This window comes from Thalassolituus maritimus, from assembly GCF_900156675.1.
Lineage (GTDB): Bacteria > Pseudomonadota > Gammaproteobacteria > Pseudomonadales > Oceanobacteraceae > Thalassolituus > Thalassolituus maritimus.
The window spans coordinates 244,579-263,108 of record NZ_FTOH01000002.1 but is presented as its reverse complement, the minus strand read 5'-3'; the positions used below and the strand labels follow the sequence as shown (position 1 = coordinate 263,108).

The window sequence follows — 18,530 nt, the reverse complement described above, 5'->3', positions numbered from 1 at the left end:
CATTCACACACGACACTCCGATGTCATGATGGTCTTAGAGAGAGATAAGGACTATCAAGAAACAAAAGGCCAGACCATGACCCAGGTACACCAGGACACCATTACAGCCATCGCAACTGCCCCAGGGCGCGGCGGTGTAGGCATTATTCGTGTGTCAGGTGAAAAGGCCAGGGATGTGGCATGCGCCATTCTGGGTTATGAACCAAAACCCCGTTACGCACATTACGGACCCTTCAAGGCCGCTGATGGTACCGTGCTTGATGAAGGTATCGCCCTCTTCTTCCTGAATCCGAATTCGTTTACTGGCGAAGACGTGCTCGAACTTCAGGGTCATGGTGGGCCGGTTGTACTCGATCTGCTCTTGAAGGAAGTCGTGGCACTTGGCTGTCGGATGGCCCGCCCCGGCGAATTTTCAGAGCGCGCTTTTCTGAACGACAAACTGGATCTCGCCCAGGCTGAAGCCATTGCCGACCTGATCGACTCGGCGTCTGAGCAAGCCGCACGTTGCGCGTTGCGCTCCATGCAGGGTGAATTCTCCAAAAAAGTGCATGAGCTTCTCGATCAACTGATACATCTGCGGATGTATACCGAAGCCGCGATCGATTTCCCTGAGGAAGAGATCGATTTTCTCAGTGATGGCAAAGTCGAAGCTATGCTCACTGACGTTGAACAGGCGTTAGAGAAGGTGCTGCGAGAGGCAAATCAGGGTGCCATCCTCCGAGAAGGCATGAACGTCGTGATCGCAGGGCGCCCGAACGCCGGCAAATCTTCTCTGCTGAATGCATTGGCAGGTCAGGAGCGAGCCATTGTCACTGACATTGCCGGTACCACACGCGATGTACTGAAAGAACATATTCACATTGATGGTATGCCGCTGCACATCATCGACACCGCAGGTTTACGTGATGCACCCGACGAAGTTGAACGCATAGGTATTCAGCGCGCCTGGGACGAGATCAGCAAGGCGGATCGCATTCTGCTGATGATCGACTCAACCACAGACGAAACCGACCCTGAGAAGCTCCTGCACGCCCTCTACGATGAGCGCGGACTCGAACAGCAGACAGATGACCTGCTCGCCAGCGGACGCGTTACCGTGATCCGCAACAAAGCCGATCTCTCGACTGAGAACATTGGCCTGGATACGACTGAAGGCTCAAACGCCAACTACCCAACCATCACCCTCTCTGCAAAACAGAACGCCGGCGTAGATACCCTGCGCGAACACCTCAAAGACGTGATGGGATACAACGCCGCGAATGAAGGCGGCTTTCTTGCCCGCCGTCGCCATATTGATGCCCTTAACCGCGCTAAAGATGCCCTTGCCTACGGCCGCCAACAGCTTGAAGGCATGGGAGCAGGCGAGCTACTCGCGGAAGACCTGCGCATGGCTCAGAACGCACTGAACGAAATCACCGGGGCCTTTACTGCCGATGATTTGTTGGGTGAGATTTTTGGAAGCTTCTGTATTGGGAAGTGAGTGATAGATTTTCCATCTCAGTCAGGTCATATTTCATTCCAAACATAGCTACGTCCTGCTTAGCATCTTCACAATCAAACCTTTCTATCCAATCGAGCTTTTCATAGCCGGTATCTTCGAGAGTTATGTGAAAGCGGGAGAGTAGTTCTCTCTCTACCTCAGCAAAATATTTCTCATTATTCATTCTAGAACCCCCAATGTGACTTATAGTCCGTAGACTTATAGTCAACTAAACGATGAAGTTCCAGTCAAGAAATCTTAGCTGGATCTAATCATGGAAAATCGGCTTCTTAGCTTATTCGGGGAAAGAGTGCGTACGGAGCGCTTGGCTAGGCATCTTAGCCAAGAGCAGCTGGCAAGCCTTGCCGATCTTGATCGAACTTATGTCAGTGGAGTTGAACGGGGAAAACGCAACGTTTCTTTAGTTAACATCTCAAGGCTCTCGAAAGCTCTAAATATTTCTATGTCGTCATTAATTGATTTCGAGGTTGACGATGAATAGAGCGTATTACTCAGCTACTGTTGAAGATTTCTTAAATGATACTGATGCAAAAATCATTGGATCTATAGTTCCCTCACACTCGCAAGAAATTGTTCATCAGCAGACAAGGGCTTGGGAAGAGCAAATACGAATTCTAAGGGAACAGTTAGCTGGTTTCGCTGACAGTCATATTGCTTTCGAAGCGCTTATTCCTAGGATGGGGAAGAGAGCCGATGTAGTTTTCTTGTATAAAGGAATAGTGTTTGTTCTAGAGTTTAAAGTTGGCGAAACCAGTTATAAGTCTAGTGATATTAGCCAAGTAGAAAGCTATGCACTCGACTTTCAGTATTTTCATGCAGGAAGTCAGAACAGACTAATAGTCCCAGTTTTAGTCGCTACAAAAGCTAAAAGCTCCTTCGAACCAACCAATACCATTGATCGGAGTATAGCAGTAGTACAAAAAACAAATGGTAAATCGATAAAAGAGATCGTTAGTTTTTTCTCTAACGTTCAAAGTGACCTACCACTTATCGATATGAATACGTGGCTAGGATCTAAATATAAGCCCACGCCAACGATTATTGAAGCAGCAAGAGCACTCTATGCTGATAACGCCGTAGAAGATATTGCGCAATGCGATGCTACAGTAAAAAATCTTTCTACGACAACTCGAGAGATCAAGAAAGTGATCCATGAGTGTCATTTAAATAGGAATAAAGCTATTTGTTTCGTTACAGGTGTTCCTGGAGCCGGAAAGACACTTGTTGGGTTAAACATAGCTACTCGTCCGACAAAAGATGATAAAGAAACAGCTGTATATTTGTCTGGAAATGGCCCGTTAGTTAATGTTCTGAGGCAAGCATTAATACAAGACAGTATGTCTCGCGGAGAAAAAAAGAGCGAAGCAGAGCCTCGAGTCAAAACTAGTATTCAAAATGTTCATCACTTCAGGCAACACTATGGATTAAGTGAAGAAGTTCCAGCAGAGCATGTTGTAATTTTCGATGAGGCTCAAAGGGCATGGGATGAGAAACATCTCGTCAAGAGTAAACCCGAATATAAAGGCTTAGGATCAGAGCCCGATGTACTTTTGAGTAGTATGAACAGGCGTACCGACTGGTGTGTCGTTATTGCTCTCGTTGGGACAGGCCAAGAAATCAATAGTGGAGAAGCTGGAGTTTCTTCTTGGTTATCTTCTGTTCGTGAAAAATTTCCGGACTGGAAAGTCTATTATTCATCGAAGTTGAAGGATCAAATCTGTGAAACTCGATTGATGGAATATAACGAGCGACCTGAATTTCATTTATCAGCTTCTCAGCGTTCTTTCAGAGCTTCAAACTTAGCTTCATTGATTGATGCAGTCCTGGGCTCGGATTCTGAATCAGCGAAGCTTCAGTATAAGAAATTAAATAACAAATACCCTGTCGTATTAACGCGGAAATTGAGTGCTGCCAAATCATGGATAAAAGCTCAATGCAGAGGTGAAGATAGAATGGGAATCCTCTCGAGTTCGTCAAGTAAAAGATTGAGGGCTGAAGGAGTCTTCAATTCTATGCAAGTTGATGAGAGACATTGGTTTCTTGCTGACAAGAGTGATATTCGAAGCTCTAACGTTTTAGAAGAAGCGGTTAGCGAATTTAAAGTGCAAGGACTGGAACTAGATTGGGCGATAGTTGGCTGGGATGCAGATCTCAGATACTCGGAAAATGGATTTGAGTACTATAACTTTTCCGGAAGCAGGTGGACTATCAGGCATCAACAGCAATCGAGAAAGTATCTAGAAAACGCCTATCGTGTCCTTCTTACTCGTGCCAGACAAGGAATGATCATCTACATACCTGAAGGGTGCAGTTCAGACTTAACTCGCCAAAGTTCATACTACGACGGCACTTTTGAGTTCCTGAAATCTTGCGGATTACCCTGTATAGATGATTTGTAGTGGTTCAATGATCCCGGACACCCAGATAGGTGGCAGCCTGACCATCAAAGAGGTGTTCAATGACAAGAAGACAACGTAGATCACTCACTCCGGAGCTCAAGATTGAGGCTTCCCGGCACATGCGAACGTGCCTGTACGGTGAGTTTCAGGACAGCGAGGACTTTGAAGTAGGTTTTGTTGATGTAACGGATGAGCTGGATGACTACATGAGCGAGTTTCACAAGCTGCGATGGCTGAGCTTTATGACAAAGATGTCCGTACCATCAATGAGCACCTTGTAAACATTTATAACGAGGAAGAACTTGTTCAAAACGCAACCATCCGGAAATTCCGGATAGTTCGATTAGAAGGGGTAAGGCAGGTCAATCGCCAAATCGATCATTACAACTTGGAAGCTATCCTAGCGGTCGGATACCGAGTACGATCACAGCGTGGTACTCAGTTCCGCCAGTGGGCAACACAGGTATTACAAGAATATCTGATCAAGGGATTTGCCATGGATGACGAGCGCCTCAAAAATCCCCCCGTTGGCCACTCAGCGGTTCCTGACTACTTTGACGAGATGCTGGAACGCATTCGCGATATCGAGCGAGTGAGCGTCGTGTCTATCTGCGAGTTAAAGAGATCTTTACCATGGCGGCAGACTACGAGCCTTCCAATAAAGAGACCACTCTTTTCTTCCAAACCATTCAGAATAAACTGCATTATGCCTGTACAAATATGACGGCCGCTGAGCTGATTGCTAGTCGTGTGGATGCCAGTAAACCAGATATGGGGTTAACCAGCTATAAAGGCGATGAAGTGCGAAAGACTGATGTCACCATCGCCAAAAACTATCTTCGTGAAGGCGAAATTGGAATTTGATCTCTTTGCTCAGCAACGCCGCCGTTTAAAAGAAGCCGAAGGCGCACATGCTAATATTTCAGCCCTTAAGGCAGTGCTCAAAAAAGACAGATAACGCGACTCACTCAGTTGAACCAGGGATGGTGTAACCTTCCCCTGAGCAGGACCACTCATTATTAGAGTATTTTCGGAGGGATGACCGTCTGCCTATATATTTCTACACTGCCTAAGTACTCAGTAGCCTAAGAGCTGATTTTTATTAACTCATCAGCCTTCTTATAGAAAAAGTAATTATGTTTTACTTTAGAAACCCAGCGCTGAGGTATTCCCTGTTCACCATAATATGCCCCACCAATCTGACCAAAGATTGCACCTGTTGTATCGGCATCTTCACCAAGGTTGACAGCTTTTAGGAGGCCTTCCTCAAAAGTGTCCGTTGTTGAAAAGGCCCATAAAACTGCTTCAAGCGAGTGCATGACATACCCAGACCCGCGAACCTCTGATGCTGATTTATATTTATAATTTTCGTTGCGGATAAGATCAGCCACGGAGTCGCACAAAGGCTTTTTATCCCAATAACCGGGAACAGGAGTATAAAGGTCATCCAGCAATTCATCTTTAGATGCACCATTGAGTGCTCCCCATATTAATCCTCCAAAGTAGCGGCAGGCATCTACCGCCTCAGTAGCACGATGGGTAGTTAAAGAGCTCTTTCCTGAATAATATACAGCTTCTTCAAAGTTGCTATGAAAGAAGACGGGGATCGGAGCCAGTCGCATAAGAGAACCATTTCCTGCACTGTAGGGGTCGTCAGGGCCAGCTTCTGGATTACCTGCTTGTTGATATTCCTGTAACGCAGACTGGACCGTCATGCCGATATCAAAGCAGCTGGCTGTAACGCTAAAGGCGCCTTCTTTCCACCATTTTACATACAAATCAATCTGATCTTTTAGATCAAACGTACCCTTTCGCGTCAGGCTGTGTGCGAGACATAGCATCATACTGGAGTCGTCAGTCCATTCGCCAGATTTTAATTTGAAGGGGCCTCCGCCAGTAATTTCGGTAACTGGTTCAAAGGTACCTGGTGTAGAAAATTCAATAGTTGTGCCGAGAGCATCCCCGACGGCTGTACCAATCAGAGCACCACGTGCACGATCAGAAATAGAGTGCTTAAGTGAACTGCCGGGGAGGTTATTTAGACGATTTTCATCGATTAGGCCTCGGTCAAACCCCTTTCTGGCGTTAATATAAGTTTGAATTTCAGTGACTTCGGGCTCGACAGCAACGCCAGACATTTTTTCTGAGCTGTTGGGAAACCAAAGGCCTTGGCTAGCGAGGTTTGATATCTTTAAAGAAAATTCTTGGATACTTTTATTATTCATAGCGAGCCAAACCAAAATAGAATTGATGTTACCTAGCCGGAAAAAATTTTTCCATTATATATACAGATAAACCTACTCGGCTGAAATTCTCCGAGAGAGAATATGTATAAATCTTCTTCTTCATTTGGAGTAAAGTAATATAAATCGGTACCCTTTTTGGTCCCTCTGTATAGTGTTTCATTATCGAAGGACATTACTCGGCCCCCTACAACCGCTGTGACATCGTCAGGTCTAAGTTTCACTAGTCTAGAGAGAGGAGCAAGAGAACTAGGAGAAATTATCAATGAATCTGAAATATTCATCTTGTAATTTTCTGAAAAAAATTCCTGTTCTGAACCGTCAAATAACTTCTGGTTAGATTTCGTATATGACTGACTCATTTTATTACCGTCTGGAGTTAGCTGTTGAGTATCTATATCGTCAAAGTCCAAGTACTCTTCATCACCATTCAAAAAATAACTCACTGAAAATGAAATTACATCTTCTGCAGGCCTCTCAATATCAACAACTGCTTCATCCCAATCATCGAGAATGGCATTGACAATATTTTTTGCTATCGAAAGATATACATCGTCAATAGACATACTTATTTAACCTACAGGCTGATTCTTAAAGTTGGTAAGATTTGGCCTGCCTGTTCCTATGCGATATATAACTTCGAACGATGATGGTCGGGAAGCGAAAAATGAAACATTTTTCCCGACTTTATTTAGGAGTTGGCTTCGATTTCATCGGTTAGGTCTTGATCCCATTCAAATGTTACTGAAAATTCTCCGTTATGTGAAAGAACGTACCTAGCATGATTCCATGGTTCCTGTGTTGTACTAGTTAAGAGATTTAATTCTTTCAGTAATTTATAATTTTTATAACCGACTTTAAATTCAGTTTTTTCTGAACCATCTTCAGGTATATAGGTTCCTTTATATTCCGCTGCGTCTCCAAAGTACAAAAAATCAATAAATGCAGCTTCCCACTTCTGGTCTATCGAACTAACTATATTATCAGCTATTTTTTCGTAAATTTGATCAACTGTTAAGCTCATATTTACCACTAGGTATGTTCTCGAAGATGGCCTCTGTTTTTTCACCATCAATTTTATAAATTACTTCAAATGCTTCAGTGCGTTTGCTTTCTGCATCGTAGAATGCATTGATTTCAACTTCAACTTCAACTTCAACTTATTTCGGGGATCTTCCTTTAAAGCATCCGCCCACTTATTCTCCATACACTTCCGTGCACCTTCGTTTAGGTTGCCATCCATGCCAGCATAATTAACCTACTCGCCAGGGCCACCTCAACAGAGGCATTAGAGTATTGCTCCACTTTAATAGCATAGAGCTTAACTCCTTCTATAGTTGCTATTTTTCAGTGACTTAGATAGAAGATAACGATGAAGTACGTAGTAGTTATAGTAGTAGGTGCAGAAATGATCGAATTTACGGAGAACTACCGTTGATCCATGTGAAGTAAGATAGACGTTAAGATTTAGATTAGTTTTGTGATAAATATCCTTGAAACCTTACTACATTTACAGCAACACTACTAACTTGAGAAACCTTTAAGAAAATCGGAAGCTCAGTTAAAAACTCCTAGGCTGATATTTATCAAAGCAAATTCATTTTATTCATTTTATCGATGATGATAGATGTTTTCTCTGATTTATCTTTTATATTCCATTTCTCGTGGCTAAGGTAAGGGACATCTATATCGATGAATTCTTCTGGATATGTTCCTATCCAATTCTCCACGTCTAATGAGCCACAGTTAGGGCAGGTGGGATTTTTTCCTATTTCGTATAAATTTCCGTTTTCATCGGGATCACAGGCAGAGTAAGAATATACCTTATAAAGATCATATATGTTGTATACCCTACCTGATGACTTCATTATTTCATCGACTTCATCATATGTTTTATCGATTAACGCATTCAAATATGCAATCTTTCCGGGAGTGGAGCTGCGCAAAATAAATTCCCCATATGGACTTCCTGTGAGCGTGGGAGACTTAAATTTTTGGCTGCACTCTGAACACGTGTACTCTAATAGATATAGTTTCATAATTTCACCGGAGATACGCTTTGTGGTTTTAATATTTCATTGAAGTCAGAGAGAACCGCATTGTTGACCCCACCAGGTGCTCTCTCTGATGGGAAACGAATCACATTGTAGCCTGATGACGCCGCCTTTGCGCCAATCGACTTTGTTTCGGAGGATATAGGTCCACCAGAATATCCCCATTCTCTCGCAATCTCAGGATCGGTTAAGTCTAGGGTATTCATTGCATCTTTATTTAGTTGAAATCTTATACTGAATTTGGCATCTACATTGTGATGTGCCAATTCTGCAATGGTTGTTGTTGGTTCTTCTCCTACGTAGAACGCGGGACCAAACCTGCTATCTGGATTGAGATATTTGGGGTCGATACCGTTTAAAACCCCCTGAATTTTCGGAGCGGCATCTGAGGTGTGCCATGTATTTTCAGTTACAGACTTACTCACCTCTCCCGTCTCAGCCCCATGCGCATCGGTTTTCTTCACCGAACCATCGACGGATTCCAGTTTGCCTGGGCCGGTGTTCTTACCATTGAACGCTTTTTTACGGTTCTTAATTTGTTTGGTTGCTTTCGCAAAGTCAGCTAACAGGTCACCGACTTTGTTGAACTTACGCACCAGGTGCATCTTGCTGCCAACGGCGGCAACCACACCTGCACCACCTGTGACGGCAGCGACGATGATGGTCAGGATCAATTCAAATGCGCCAGAGCCTGCGACTTCGGTGATTTCGATGGCGTGCTGGGCTTCGGCGTAGTCTTTGACGAAGCGATATAAAATGTCGCGCAGGGTTTCGTCGTTGAGCACCAGGTCGGTCATGGCAATCGCTTCGTCGATCTGCTGCTGGGTGATCTGGCTCGGGTCGAAGCCGATGGCTTCAACGAGTTCGCGCTTTTCGCCGCTCAGATAAGTTTCGGCGTAGGTGTCTGCGAAGTTGTCCGATTCCCATGCGGCACGAAGTGCTTTGGCATGGTGTTCCATTTTCTTAAATGGGTTGATGACGTCGCTGAGCTCTTTTACCTGTACTGCAAGGCCCCAGGCGGATGAACCGATGCCGGTCATGAAGGCGCCTGTGTAGATCAGGCCTTTCATTACGGTGGATTCTTTATCCATCTGACGTTGGTGCATGGCGGCTTCGCGGCGTTCGCCTTCGACGATCTGACGCAGGGCGTTTTCAATCTGCACACGCAGGAATGGGCGATCATCGGGTACTTCGTCGTCGACTGCTCGAGCGGTATCGACTTTCTCGAGCGTCAGGTAGTTGGCTGCAATGGCTTTGGTCAGCGCTTGCCGCGGGCATGACGGACGGTCATCCAACTTTGACAGTACGTCGAAATAGAAGTGATTAAAGCTGTCGTCGATATTGCTTGTGCTGAAGTGGCCAAGCAGACGTTCGGCATCAAAGTTGCCACCCGTGCAGAGGTTCTCTGGGTGGTACAGACCGGGGCCTGAGCCGCGTCGGAGTCGGTAACGGTTGCCCTGAAGGTCTTCTAGTTCGAAATCGGCCATGACGCTGGGATATCCATACTTCCATGTGAGGTGCCGGGTTCTGGCCCGGTTGCAGCGAGTCTAAAACGGGTGTCTGGTAAAGGCAAATAAGGTAAGACATTGGCGGCCACTTTGAGGTGGCCGCCGAATAGAGTTATACCGCTTTGTAGTTGTCGTGCTCGGCTTCCCAGCCTTCGAGCAGTTCGCGGTTGTCGTGCTCCCATGGGTGGAAGTCGCGACGGTAGTAGTCTTTGTATTCTTTCCAGATGGTCGGGATCAGCGCAGGCGTTTTCCAGTAGAAGCGGAACGCGGATTTCCAGGTCGACCATTTGAACAGCTGCTTATCTTTCCACAGGAAGTACGCCTGCACTGTGCTGAGTCGCATGACGAAGGTCATGGTGATGGTGGCCATGTGGAATACCCGCTTCCAGTAGCCTCCGCCAGCGGCTTCATACACGTCGAAGCAGACGCCTTTGTGCTCGGTCTCTTCGATGGCGTGCCACTTCCACATTTCGCGGATGCGTGGGTCCATTTCGTCGGTCAGCTCGTTGTTGGTGAGCATCTGATGAGCCAGCATGGCGGTGAAGTGTTCTACCGCACAGGTAATGGCCAGACGGTCTTTCGCCGGGACGTGTTTTTTGAGGAAGAGTCTTACTGCGCGTTCCTGAGCCTCTACCTTTGTCGCCGGATAGCCGAGCGTGTCGAGGTATTCGCTGAGCATATGGTGCTCGTGACCGTGAATCGCTTCCTGTTTGATGAAATTCTTCACCTGCTTTTGCAGGCGTTCGTCTTTCACCAGGTGTTCGTTGTCACGGACTGCATCGATAAACAGGCGCTCGCCCTCCAGGAACAGGCAAGAAAGCGCGTTCATCAGGGTGCTTTTAAAGGCGTCATTGCCGTACCAGTAACGCGGCAGGTCTTCGAATTCGAATCCGAAGTCCATTTTACGGCCATGAAATTCAATGCCCGCACTCACATTGCGGGCGGTCGCTTGTTTATCAGTCATAGTTTTATACAGTCTTATAATTATCGTGGCCCGCCTGCCATTCGCCCAGCAGCTCACGGTTGTCGTGATCCCATGGGTGGAAGTCGCGGCGGTAGTAATCTTTGTAGTCGCTCCAGATGCTCGGGATCAGCCCGGGCTTTTTCCAGAAGAACTTGAAACCTGATTTCCAGGTAGACGGTTTAAACAGCTTACCGTCTTTCCACAGGAAGATCCCCTGCACTATGGCAGTGCGCAACAAGAACATCCAGGTGACGTTAAACATGGCAAAGACGCGCAGCCAATAGCCTCCGCCCGTTTGCTCGTAAACGTCGTAGCAGACGCCTTTATGTTCGGTTTCTTCGATGGCGTGCCATGTCCACATTTCTTTGAAACGTGGGTCCATGCCTTCAGTGGCTTCTGGATTGGTCAGCACCTGATGCGCCAGAATGGCGGTGAAGTGCTCGACGGCGCAGGTAATCGCCAGACGACGCTTCGCTGGCATGTACTTACGCATGAGCTTTTTCTCTTTGCGCTCAAAGTCTTCTACTTTGGTCGCCGGGTAGCCCATAGAATCCAGGTATTCACTGAATTTGTGGTGCTCGTGCCCGTGAATGGCTTCTTGCTTGATGAAGCTTTTCACCTGTGACAAAAGCTTCTCATCTTTGACCAGATGTTGGCTGTCGCGCACGGCATCGATGAACATACGCTCGCCTTCGAGGAACAGGCATGAGAGTGCGTTCATAAAGTGTGTCTTGAATGCGTCGTTATCGTTCCAGTAACGAGGCAAGTCTTCGAAGTCGAAACCAAAGTCCATTTTGCGACCGGGAAATTCAATATCAGCGCTGATTTCACGTGCTGTTTTAGTCATGATTTACCTGCCTTACTGCGGTTAGCTCAGTGGTTTTCTGTGCATTTGTTAACCACGATAGTCGCTGTATAAGGCTTGTGACAGGTGGAGTTCGGACAAAGTTGCCCTGCTAGATGTGTCGTTTCAGGCCATGAAAAGTGCCAGAAAGAGTCAGTAGCTGCTGAGAGAGGCAATCCAGCTGCGTGCAGCGTGCAGGTGTCGCGGATTGTCGCTCAGGCGGTCAAACAGTAATGAGCCTTCGAGAGTAGAGACAATGACGCAGGCCAGTTCATCTTTCGGAATGGGTAACAGGCTCGCTTTCTGCAACGCGTCTTCTACCCAGCGTTCCATGTGCTCGAGGAATGTATTCACAGCGCCGAGACTGGCATCGCTGAGTTCGTGGGGCGAGGCCGCATAGGCAAGGCTCATGCATTGGCGGCGATGAGTATGGAAGCTCTCAAATACATCGATCAGCGCCCCCAATCGTTGACGTGGTCGATGGGTGCCTGCCGTGGCAGCATCCAGTTCGCTGAAGAACTTGAGGTCGTAATCTTGCAGTAGCTCAGTGAGGAGTCGCTCGCGGCTCTGGAAGTGGTAGTGCACAGAGCTGGACTTGATGCCCGCTGCCTTTCCCAGTTCACGAAAGCTGGCTGCGGCCAGATTCGCCTGTTGAATCTGGTCGATAGCGATATGTTTCAGCTGGGCGCGCGTCTCGGACATGGTGCCTCCCTGTCTCCCGTTCTTTACCGGAAAAATCCGGCAGATGAACTAAGCTTTGGTGAGATTGACTCGATCAGGACTGACCATGTTACGCGTGCTTATTTTCATACTGCTACCTCTGTTTGCGACTGGCTGCCTGGAGGAAGAGGAATCGGACGACATTGTTAACGATCAGGGCGATAGCGTCTCCGATCCGACATTGAGGCTGAATGGTTTGTGGAATGGTCAGCTTGATCAGGCCGGGGCATTGAGGATGCTGATGTATAACGGCAATGTGTTCGGCTTTGATGAAACCATCGCCTTTTACGGCACAGTGGCGCTCGATAACGACAGTGCTACAGCGACAATGACCTTGAGTGGTTACTCCTACACCACCAGTGACACTGCAGCGAACCAGTTTGTTGCAGGGGGCGCACCGGAAGATTTCACCCTCTCAGGCCTGCTTTATCCGACAACGACAACCGATGACACGCTCGTTGGTGACTACGACAGTGATACGGCTCCAGGCGGCTTTACACTGAGCAACGACGGTACCTGGGATACGAACTCGCGGCTGGCGACCTTGCGTGGCAAGTGGATGTCGACGGGGTACGAACTTTATCTCACCGAGGTAGGCGACGAGCTCTCATTCCGTGAGGTCAGTGTTGCGACCCCGGCAACCGGTTGCACGACGCGCGGGACGATCCGGATTCTCAATGAAGAGGTCAACCTCTACACCGTGCAGTTGTCAGAGCGTAAGAATTGTCCCGGTTTTAACGTCACCAACGCGCCGGGCTATGCCTCGGTTAACGCCAATGGCGAGCTGGAGTTGTTCATACGCAAAGAAGAAGAGCTTCTGTATGCGCGCTACACCTCGGCAACGGCCACAACAGATACAACCACAGATACGACGACGGATGAAACAACAGACGAGACTGCAGAAACGACAGAATAGCTCCAAATATCTGTGAATAACTCTGTAGAAAACCTGAATAAAGTTTCAGGAAAACATGTTTAAGTTTCTGGATAACCTAAAAAGCTGATAGGTCACTCAATAAATATCCACATTAATGTACAGGGTTATCCACATCCGGAGCCCCTGTAGTTTCTGGCTTCTATCCGTTTGTGCCACCTTTGTGGAAAAAACTATCCCTGTTTATACATGACTGAAAACGGTTGTGTATAAACCATCTGTACAAAATTCAAACACTGGCTATCAGGTTGAGTTCCCGGGTGCTACAATACGCGCCCTTTTTACATTGGGTGGTCTTTAAGTGCCTGCCCATGAACCGGAACTGAGGTGAGTTGTGGATTATCCCGTTCGTTATGACGTGATTGTTGTTGGTGGTGGACACGCCGGAACCGAGGCGGCGCTGGCGTCGGCCCGTACCGGCGCGAAGACACTGCTGCTGACGCATAACACAGACACCGTGGGCGTGATGTCCTGCAACCCAGCCATTGGCGGCATCGGCAAAAGCCACCTGGTGAAAGAAATTGATGCACTGGGCGGTGCCATGGCGCGTGCTACCGACAAAGCCGGTATTCAGTTCCGTACACTTAACAGCCGCAAAGGCCCGGCCGTGCGTGCTACTCGTGCCCAGGCTGACCGCGCACTGTATCGCAGCGCCATCCGCCACATTGTGGAAAACCAGCCGAACCTTGATATCTTTCAGGCCGCCTGTGACGACCTGATTATGCAGGGTGACGGTGTGGGTTCTACCGTGGCGGGTGTGGTCACCAATACCAATATGCGTATTCATGCGACCAGCGTTGTTCTGACCGCGGGTACTTTCTTAGGCGGACTTATCCACATTGGTATGGAAAACCACTCCGGTGGCCGTGCCGGTGATCCGCCCGCGATTGCGCTGGCAAAACGTCTGCGTGAAATGCCGTTTAATGTGGGTCGCCTGAAAACCGGCACGCCTGCGCGTATTGATCGTCGTTCTGTGGATTTCTCTGTGATGCAGGAGCAGCCGGGCGATACACCGCTGCCAGTGATGTCTTTTATGGGCTCTGTGGATGAACACCCAGAGCAGGTGAGCTGCTACATCACCCACACCAACGAGCGTACCCACGACATTATCCGCGCTAATCTGGACCGTTCGCCTATGTTTGCGGGCGTGATTGAAGGCGTTGGCCCGCGTTACTGCCCGTCGATTGAAGATAAGGTCACGCGCTTTGCGGATAAAACCAGTCATCAGATTTTTGTTGAGCCCGAAGGCCTGAACAGCAACGAGCTGTACCCGAACGGTATTTCGACGTCATTGCCCTTTGATGTGCAGTTGGATCTTATCCACAGCATGGCGGGCTTCGAGAATGCGCACATTACCCGTCCGGGTTATGCCATCGAATATGATTATTTCGACCCTCAGGATCTCAAACACAGCCTTGAAACCAAGTTTGTGAATAACCTCTATTTTGCGGGCCAGATTAACGGCACCACGGGTTATGAAGAGGCCGGTGCTCAAGGCTTGCTGGCCGGTGCTAATGCGGCCCTGCGCGCGCTCGAGAAAGACGCCTGGGTACCGCGTCGTGACCAGTCTTACATCGGTGTTTTGGTCGACGACCTGATCACCATGGGCACCAAAGAGCCGTATCGCATGTTCACCTCCCGTGCTGAATATCGACTGGTGCTGCGTGAAGATAATGCGGATCTGCGTCTAACCGAAATCGGCCGTGATCTCGGTCTTGTGAATGATGAGCGCTGGGCGGCGTTCACTGCCAAGCGTGAAGCCATCGAAACCGAGGCTCAGCGTTTAAAAACCACCTGGGTTCAGCCCAAAACAGAAGAGGCGATCGCGCTGGAAGGCATGGGCGAAGCGGGCATCACCCGCGAATATAACCTGCATGACCTGCTCAAGCGCCCGGGTCTGACTTACTCACAGGTCGCGCCGCTCAAGGGTGACGCCGTTGCTGACCCTCAGGTCGCAGAACAGGTTGAGATTCAGGCCAAATACGACGGCTATATCAACCGACAGATGGAAGAAATCGAGCAGCTGCGTCGCTACGAAAACACCCTGCTGCCAGAAGACCTCGACTATGAAGCCATTGGCGGTCTCTCGAACGAAGTGAAGCAGAAGCTGGCGACCGTGCGCCCCGCTACGTTGGGTGTGGCATCACGTATCTCGGGCATTACGCCTGCAGCCATCAGCCAGATTCTGATTCATCTGAAGAAGCGTAATCTCGCAGGCAAAATGAGCGCCTGATCGGGCGCTTAGCTTGCACCTCTCTTTCGTATCCTCCGGTGTTGCTTTGTGGATTAACCTTCACTCGACTTATGATACTTGGATCGTGGAGCATCAGTTGATCAGTTTCGACGTCTTCTCCTATGTGTGGGAAGGAGAATATGCTGGGATGACACAGTGCATAAGTATGGTGAGCACTATAATTCACATTATCTGCGTCTAATGGACTAAATGAGTCATATATTGCACATTTAATGCTGGTTCTGTATTAATAGTGCATTATCATGCTCATTGTGGATAGGTGAAATATGTCGCAACTAACAGTTCAGACCTATCTGAGTGGTGCCTGGCAGGATGCGTGCGAACTCTATTTTAGTGATCCGGAGGCTGGCCGTCATGGTGCGGTTACGTTGGAATACGATGCCGGATATGTTGCACGATTTCAGGGAAACCCTGCTGCACTGGTTAGCGCCCGTTTTCCGCTCGACTTCTTCCCGCATGAGACATCCCATTGGCCCGCGTTTCTGCTGGATATTATGCCTATGGGAGCCGCCCGCCGTTATTGGGGGCAGCAGCTCAACCTGCCGGACATCCAGCAGCCCGGATATGATTTTCAGTTATTAGCCAACTGTACCCGCGCCCCTGTCGGCAATCTGCGTATTAAAGAAAGCGTGACCGACACTTCTGATTTTCAGCTGATCGGATTTCCTATGTCTGAAGTGCTTGAGCAGGCAACAGAATTTCTTGATTACGCCAGGTCGCATGGAGCTGCGGTGGGTGGAGCTACCGGTGCCGGCGGTGATGCGCCTAAATACCAGCTGACTCTCGCTAGTGACGGTCTTTATTATCCCGATGGCTCACTGCCGGATGAGCAGGCTCGAGAGCATTTTCTTGTAAAATTCCCGCGCCGCAGTTCAAGGCAGGGGAATTCTCTGGAAAGCGACCGCCTGATTCTGGAGACCGAACATGCTTACTATCAAGTGGCTGGACGGTTAGGATTCGATGCTATCTCGTCGGATTTATATGTTGAATCGGGCCGACTTCAGAGCAAAACAGCGAGCCTGTGGATGCCAAGATTTGATCGGGTTTTGGGCCATGATGGAATGGAAAGATATGCGGTCGAATCTCTTTATTCTATCGCCGGCGTAATAGAACCGGGCGCGACAGTGGCGCACTCGACCTACCTGAAGCAGCTTGCGCATCTGTGGAATATTTACGATCAGACGGATCAAGTAGAGACCATGGTGCAGGAATACCTGCGCAGGGACCTGCTGAATGTGGTTTTGGGCAACAGTGATAACCATGGACGAAATACTTCGGTCTTGAGGCTTAAGGGTGGGATCCGTCTTGCCCCTGTATACGACCTTGCGCCTATGGTGCTGGATGAAGCAGGTATTACCCGTACCAGCCGTTGGCATGTGGACAATGAAGTGGGTGGTAATTTCCGTTGGCGGGAAATCTGTGACGAAGCAGCCGCAGCAACCAATCTCAACGCAGCGCGATTATGGGCTGGTTTGCGAGATTTTGCCTTAAGACTCATCGATTTGCCTGTGTATGCCAGTGAATCAGGAGTGCCTGCAGAGGTGATGAACACTGAACGACACGGCCTCAATCTGAAGGCGATGCCTGACCGCCTGAAGCGCTGGGGATTGCTATGAGAACTTCTTTGTCATGACAAAAAATATTCCCGATTTTAAAACGATGTCGCGTACAGAGGTTCTGACCTGGGTTGAAGCCTCGGTTGGTTCTGGTGAATTGTCGCTGGGCGGCGCAATACGGGTGCTACGCCGCAATATTGCAACGCAGAATCAAGCAGAATTCGCGAAGCTATGTGGTCTTTCCAGGCGTACCCTTGTTGCGATTGAGTCCGATGAAGCCAATCCGACGATTCAGACGGTTAATCGACTCCTGAAACTGTTTGGGCTGCAGTTGGGGTTAGCGAGGCTGCACCGGAACTCTGAGCATAAGCAATAATGCCCACACACAGGCGCCGAGGCCCCAGATAAAGGTCGATGACAAGGTCGCCCCCATATGAATCCCCGCCTCGGCAACGATAGGTCCGAGCAGCTGGGCCACGCCGTAAAGTGCAATCAGGGCGGCGCTCAATCGTGGCCCCTGATGTGGGTGCATTGCACGGGCCAGTCGTTGGGTCAGGAAGACGGCGCCGAGGAAGCTGCCCCCCATTAATGCGGCACATAGCCAGAGGCCCAGTTCACTCGCCGGCAGTATGAAAATCGCCACAATAGACGCGGCCTGAACTGCGTAATTGAGGATCAGGGCGTTACGGTCGCCCAGGCGGTTGCCCAGAGAATTCCAGATGAAGATCGACGGCACTGAAGCAATCGCTGCGATCAGCCAGGGGCTGGGTGTGACATTGATGCTCCATTCCTGCGCGACCGCAGGCAGGAAGGTCATCGGCAATATGTAGCCCAGACCCGCACCAAAGTAGGATAAAAATAACGGAGTACTCTGTTTATCCCATAAAGCAGAGTGATCATCGCGGCTGACAGGTGCATCGCCTGAGCTGAGGCGGAACAGGTAAATGCCGGACCAGAGCGCCAGCGGAATACTGATCATCGCGGCGGGTATCCAGCGGTCGTTGCCTTGCAGCCAGATAGCGGTGCTTTCAACGATCTGGTTGCTGAGCAATAAGCCTGCGCCAACACCCAGGTACATGAGGCCACTCAACGTCGCCTTGTTGCGTACCGCCAGCCATTCCAGCACCAGTGCCGGCGCAAGTACAAAAACAATACCGTTAGTGATGCCGTTGAAGAGGCGAAGGCCCGCCATATACGGGAAGTAATCGCCGCCCACCTGCAGCAGCGTAATGACTGCGTTGCCGAGCACGCCGGTAAGCAGGGCGCTCCGGCCCCAACCACTCTGATACGCAAAAAGTGCGACCATGGCGCCCGCGAGGTAACCGACATAGTTCCAGGTAGCCAGCTGTGCCGCCTGCTGAAGAGTAAGTAAACCATCACTTACTAACAGTGGAATCAAAGGGGTATAGATAAAACGACCAAACCCATGAACGACGATCAGGGTGGTGGCGGCGGCGACTAGAGGCCAGAGGGGGCTACGGGCTGACATGACGGTCCTCATTACTAAGGCCGACAGTATATAGATGCGCCCGAGGCAGAGCATCCCGACTTTG

General features: G+C 49.0%; 17 protein-coding genes and 1 pseudogene. 9 read left to right on the top strand and 9 right to left on the bottom strand.

Going from position 1 to position 18,530, the window contains the following annotated elements; all coding sequences use genetic code 11:
- The first annotated feature begins 76 nt into the window (after positions 1 to 76).
- The 5 genes and pseudogenes from mnmE (at position 77) to rhuM (ending at position 4,764) form a co-directional block, all read left to right on the top strand.
- On the top strand, positions 77 to 1,480 hold the full coding sequence (mnmE, locus tag BW941_RS03990) for a tRNA uridine-5-carboxymethylaminomethyl(34) synthesis GTPase MnmE (RefSeq protein WP_076514553.1): 1,404 nt from the start codon (positions 77 to 79) through the stop codon (positions 1,478 to 1,480).
- A 274-nt stretch (positions 1,481 to 1,754) separates the two neighbouring features.
- The gene (locus BW941_RS03985; protein WP_076514367.1) at positions 1,755 to 1,982 is read left to right on the top strand and encodes a helix-turn-helix domain-containing protein; all 228 of its coding nucleotides are present in this window, start codon (positions 1,755 to 1,757) and stop codon (positions 1,980 to 1,982) included.
- On the top strand, positions 1,975 to 3,900 hold the full coding sequence (locus BW941_RS03980; protein WP_076514366.1) for a DUF2075 domain-containing protein: 1,926 nt from the start codon (positions 1,975 to 1,977) through the stop codon (positions 3,898 to 3,900). The genes BW941_RS03985 and BW941_RS03980 overlap by 8 nt, the downstream gene beginning before the upstream one ends.
- A gap of 59 nt (positions 3,901 to 3,959) precedes the next feature.
- On the top strand, positions 3,960 to 4,181 hold the full coding sequence (locus tag BW941_RS17715) for a hypothetical protein (protein WP_139325736.1): 222 nt from the start codon (positions 3,960 to 3,962) through the stop codon (positions 4,179 to 4,181).
- A pseudogene (rhuM, locus tag BW941_RS17710) lies at positions 4,130 to 4,764 on the top strand (RhuM family protein). The gene BW941_RS17715 and the pseudogene rhuM overlap by 52 nt, the downstream one beginning before the upstream one ends.
- Before the next feature lie 221 nt (positions 4,765 to 4,985).
- Here rhuM and BW941_RS03970 read toward each other — a convergent pair.
- The 8 genes from BW941_RS03970 to BW941_RS03935 all read right to left on the bottom strand — a co-directional run bounded on the left by BW941_RS03970 (position 4,986) and on the right by BW941_RS03935 (position 12,215).
- The gene (locus BW941_RS03970) at positions 4,986 to 6,125 is read right to left on the bottom strand and encodes an ADP-ribosylglycohydrolase family protein (RefSeq protein WP_217693563.1); all 1,140 of its coding nucleotides are present in this window, start codon (positions 6,123 to 6,125) and stop codon (positions 4,986 to 4,988) included.
- 32 nt (positions 6,126 to 6,157) lie between these two features.
- The gene (locus BW941_RS03965) at positions 6,158 to 6,709 is read right to left on the bottom strand and encodes a hypothetical protein (protein WP_076514365.1); all 552 of its coding nucleotides are present in this window, start codon (positions 6,707 to 6,709) and stop codon (positions 6,158 to 6,160) included.
- A gap of 125 nt (positions 6,710 to 6,834) precedes the next feature.
- Entirely contained in the window at positions 6,835 to 7,167 is a 333-nt protein-coding gene (locus BW941_RS03960; protein WP_139325735.1) for an antitoxin YezG family protein, read from the bottom strand.
- Positions 7,168 to 7,729: 562 nt separating this feature from the next.
- Positions 7,730 to 8,182 carry a hypothetical protein gene (locus tag BW941_RS03955; RefSeq protein ID WP_076514363.1) on the bottom strand — a complete coding sequence of 151 codons (453 nt, stop codon included), beginning with the start codon at positions 8,180 to 8,182 and terminating at the stop codon, positions 7,730 to 7,732.
- A complete protein-coding gene (locus BW941_RS03950) occupies positions 8,179 to 9,684 on the bottom strand; it encodes an RES family NAD+ phosphorylase (protein ID WP_076514362.1) in 1,506 nt (501 codons plus the stop codon). The genes BW941_RS03955 and BW941_RS03950 overlap by 4 nt, the downstream gene beginning before the upstream one ends.
- Before the next feature lie 133 nt (positions 9,685 to 9,817).
- Positions 9,818 to 10,669, bottom strand: a complete 852-nt coding sequence (locus BW941_RS03945) for a metal-dependent hydrolase (protein ID WP_076514361.1) — start codon at positions 10,667 to 10,669, stop codon at positions 9,818 to 9,820.
- A 4-nt stretch (positions 10,670 to 10,673) separates the two neighbouring features.
- Positions 10,674 to 11,516, bottom strand: coding sequence for a metal-dependent hydrolase (locus tag BW941_RS03940; protein ID WP_076514360.1), 843 nt, complete (start codon positions 11,514 to 11,516; stop codon positions 10,674 to 10,676).
- A 150-nt stretch (positions 11,517 to 11,666) separates the two neighbouring features.
- A complete protein-coding gene (locus tag BW941_RS03935) occupies positions 11,667 to 12,215 on the bottom strand; it encodes a TetR/AcrR family transcriptional regulator (RefSeq protein WP_076514359.1) in 549 nt (182 codons plus the stop codon).
- An 85-nt stretch (positions 12,216 to 12,300) separates the two neighbouring features.
- On the opposite strand from BW941_RS03935, the gene BW941_RS03930 reads away from it, so the two are divergent.
- The 4 genes from BW941_RS03930 to BW941_RS03915 all read left to right on the top strand — a co-directional run bounded on the left by BW941_RS03930 (position 12,301) and on the right by BW941_RS03915 (position 17,353).
- Complete coding sequence (locus BW941_RS03930; RefSeq protein WP_076514358.1) at positions 12,301 to 13,149, top strand: hypothetical protein; 849 nt, start codon at positions 12,301 to 12,303, stop codon at positions 13,147 to 13,149.
- Positions 13,150 to 13,501: 352 nt separating this feature from the next.
- Positions 13,502 to 15,400, top strand: coding sequence for a tRNA uridine-5-carboxymethylaminomethyl(34) synthesis enzyme MnmG (gene mnmG / locus BW941_RS03925; RefSeq protein ID WP_076514357.1), 1,899 nt, complete (start codon positions 13,502 to 13,504; stop codon positions 15,398 to 15,400).
- A 287-nt stretch (positions 15,401 to 15,687) separates the two neighbouring features.
- The gene (locus BW941_RS03920; protein ID WP_076514356.1) at positions 15,688 to 17,037 is read left to right on the top strand and encodes a type II toxin-antitoxin system HipA family toxin; all 1,350 of its coding nucleotides are present in this window, start codon (positions 15,688 to 15,690) and stop codon (positions 17,035 to 17,037) included.
- A 13-nt stretch (positions 17,038 to 17,050) separates the two neighbouring features.
- Positions 17,051 to 17,353 (top strand): helix-turn-helix transcriptional regulator, encoded by a 303-nt coding sequence (locus BW941_RS03915; RefSeq protein ID WP_084188595.1) that lies wholly within the window; start codon positions 17,051 to 17,053, stop codon positions 17,351 to 17,353.
- Here the strand turns inward: BW941_RS03915 and BW941_RS03910 are convergent.
- Positions 17,315 to 18,466, bottom strand: a complete 1,152-nt coding sequence (locus tag BW941_RS03910) for a YbfB/YjiJ family MFS transporter (RefSeq protein ID WP_076514355.1) — start codon at positions 18,464 to 18,466, stop codon at positions 17,315 to 17,317. The genes BW941_RS03915 and BW941_RS03910 overlap by 39 nt on opposite strands.
- Positions 18,467 to 18,530 lie beyond the last annotated feature (64 nt).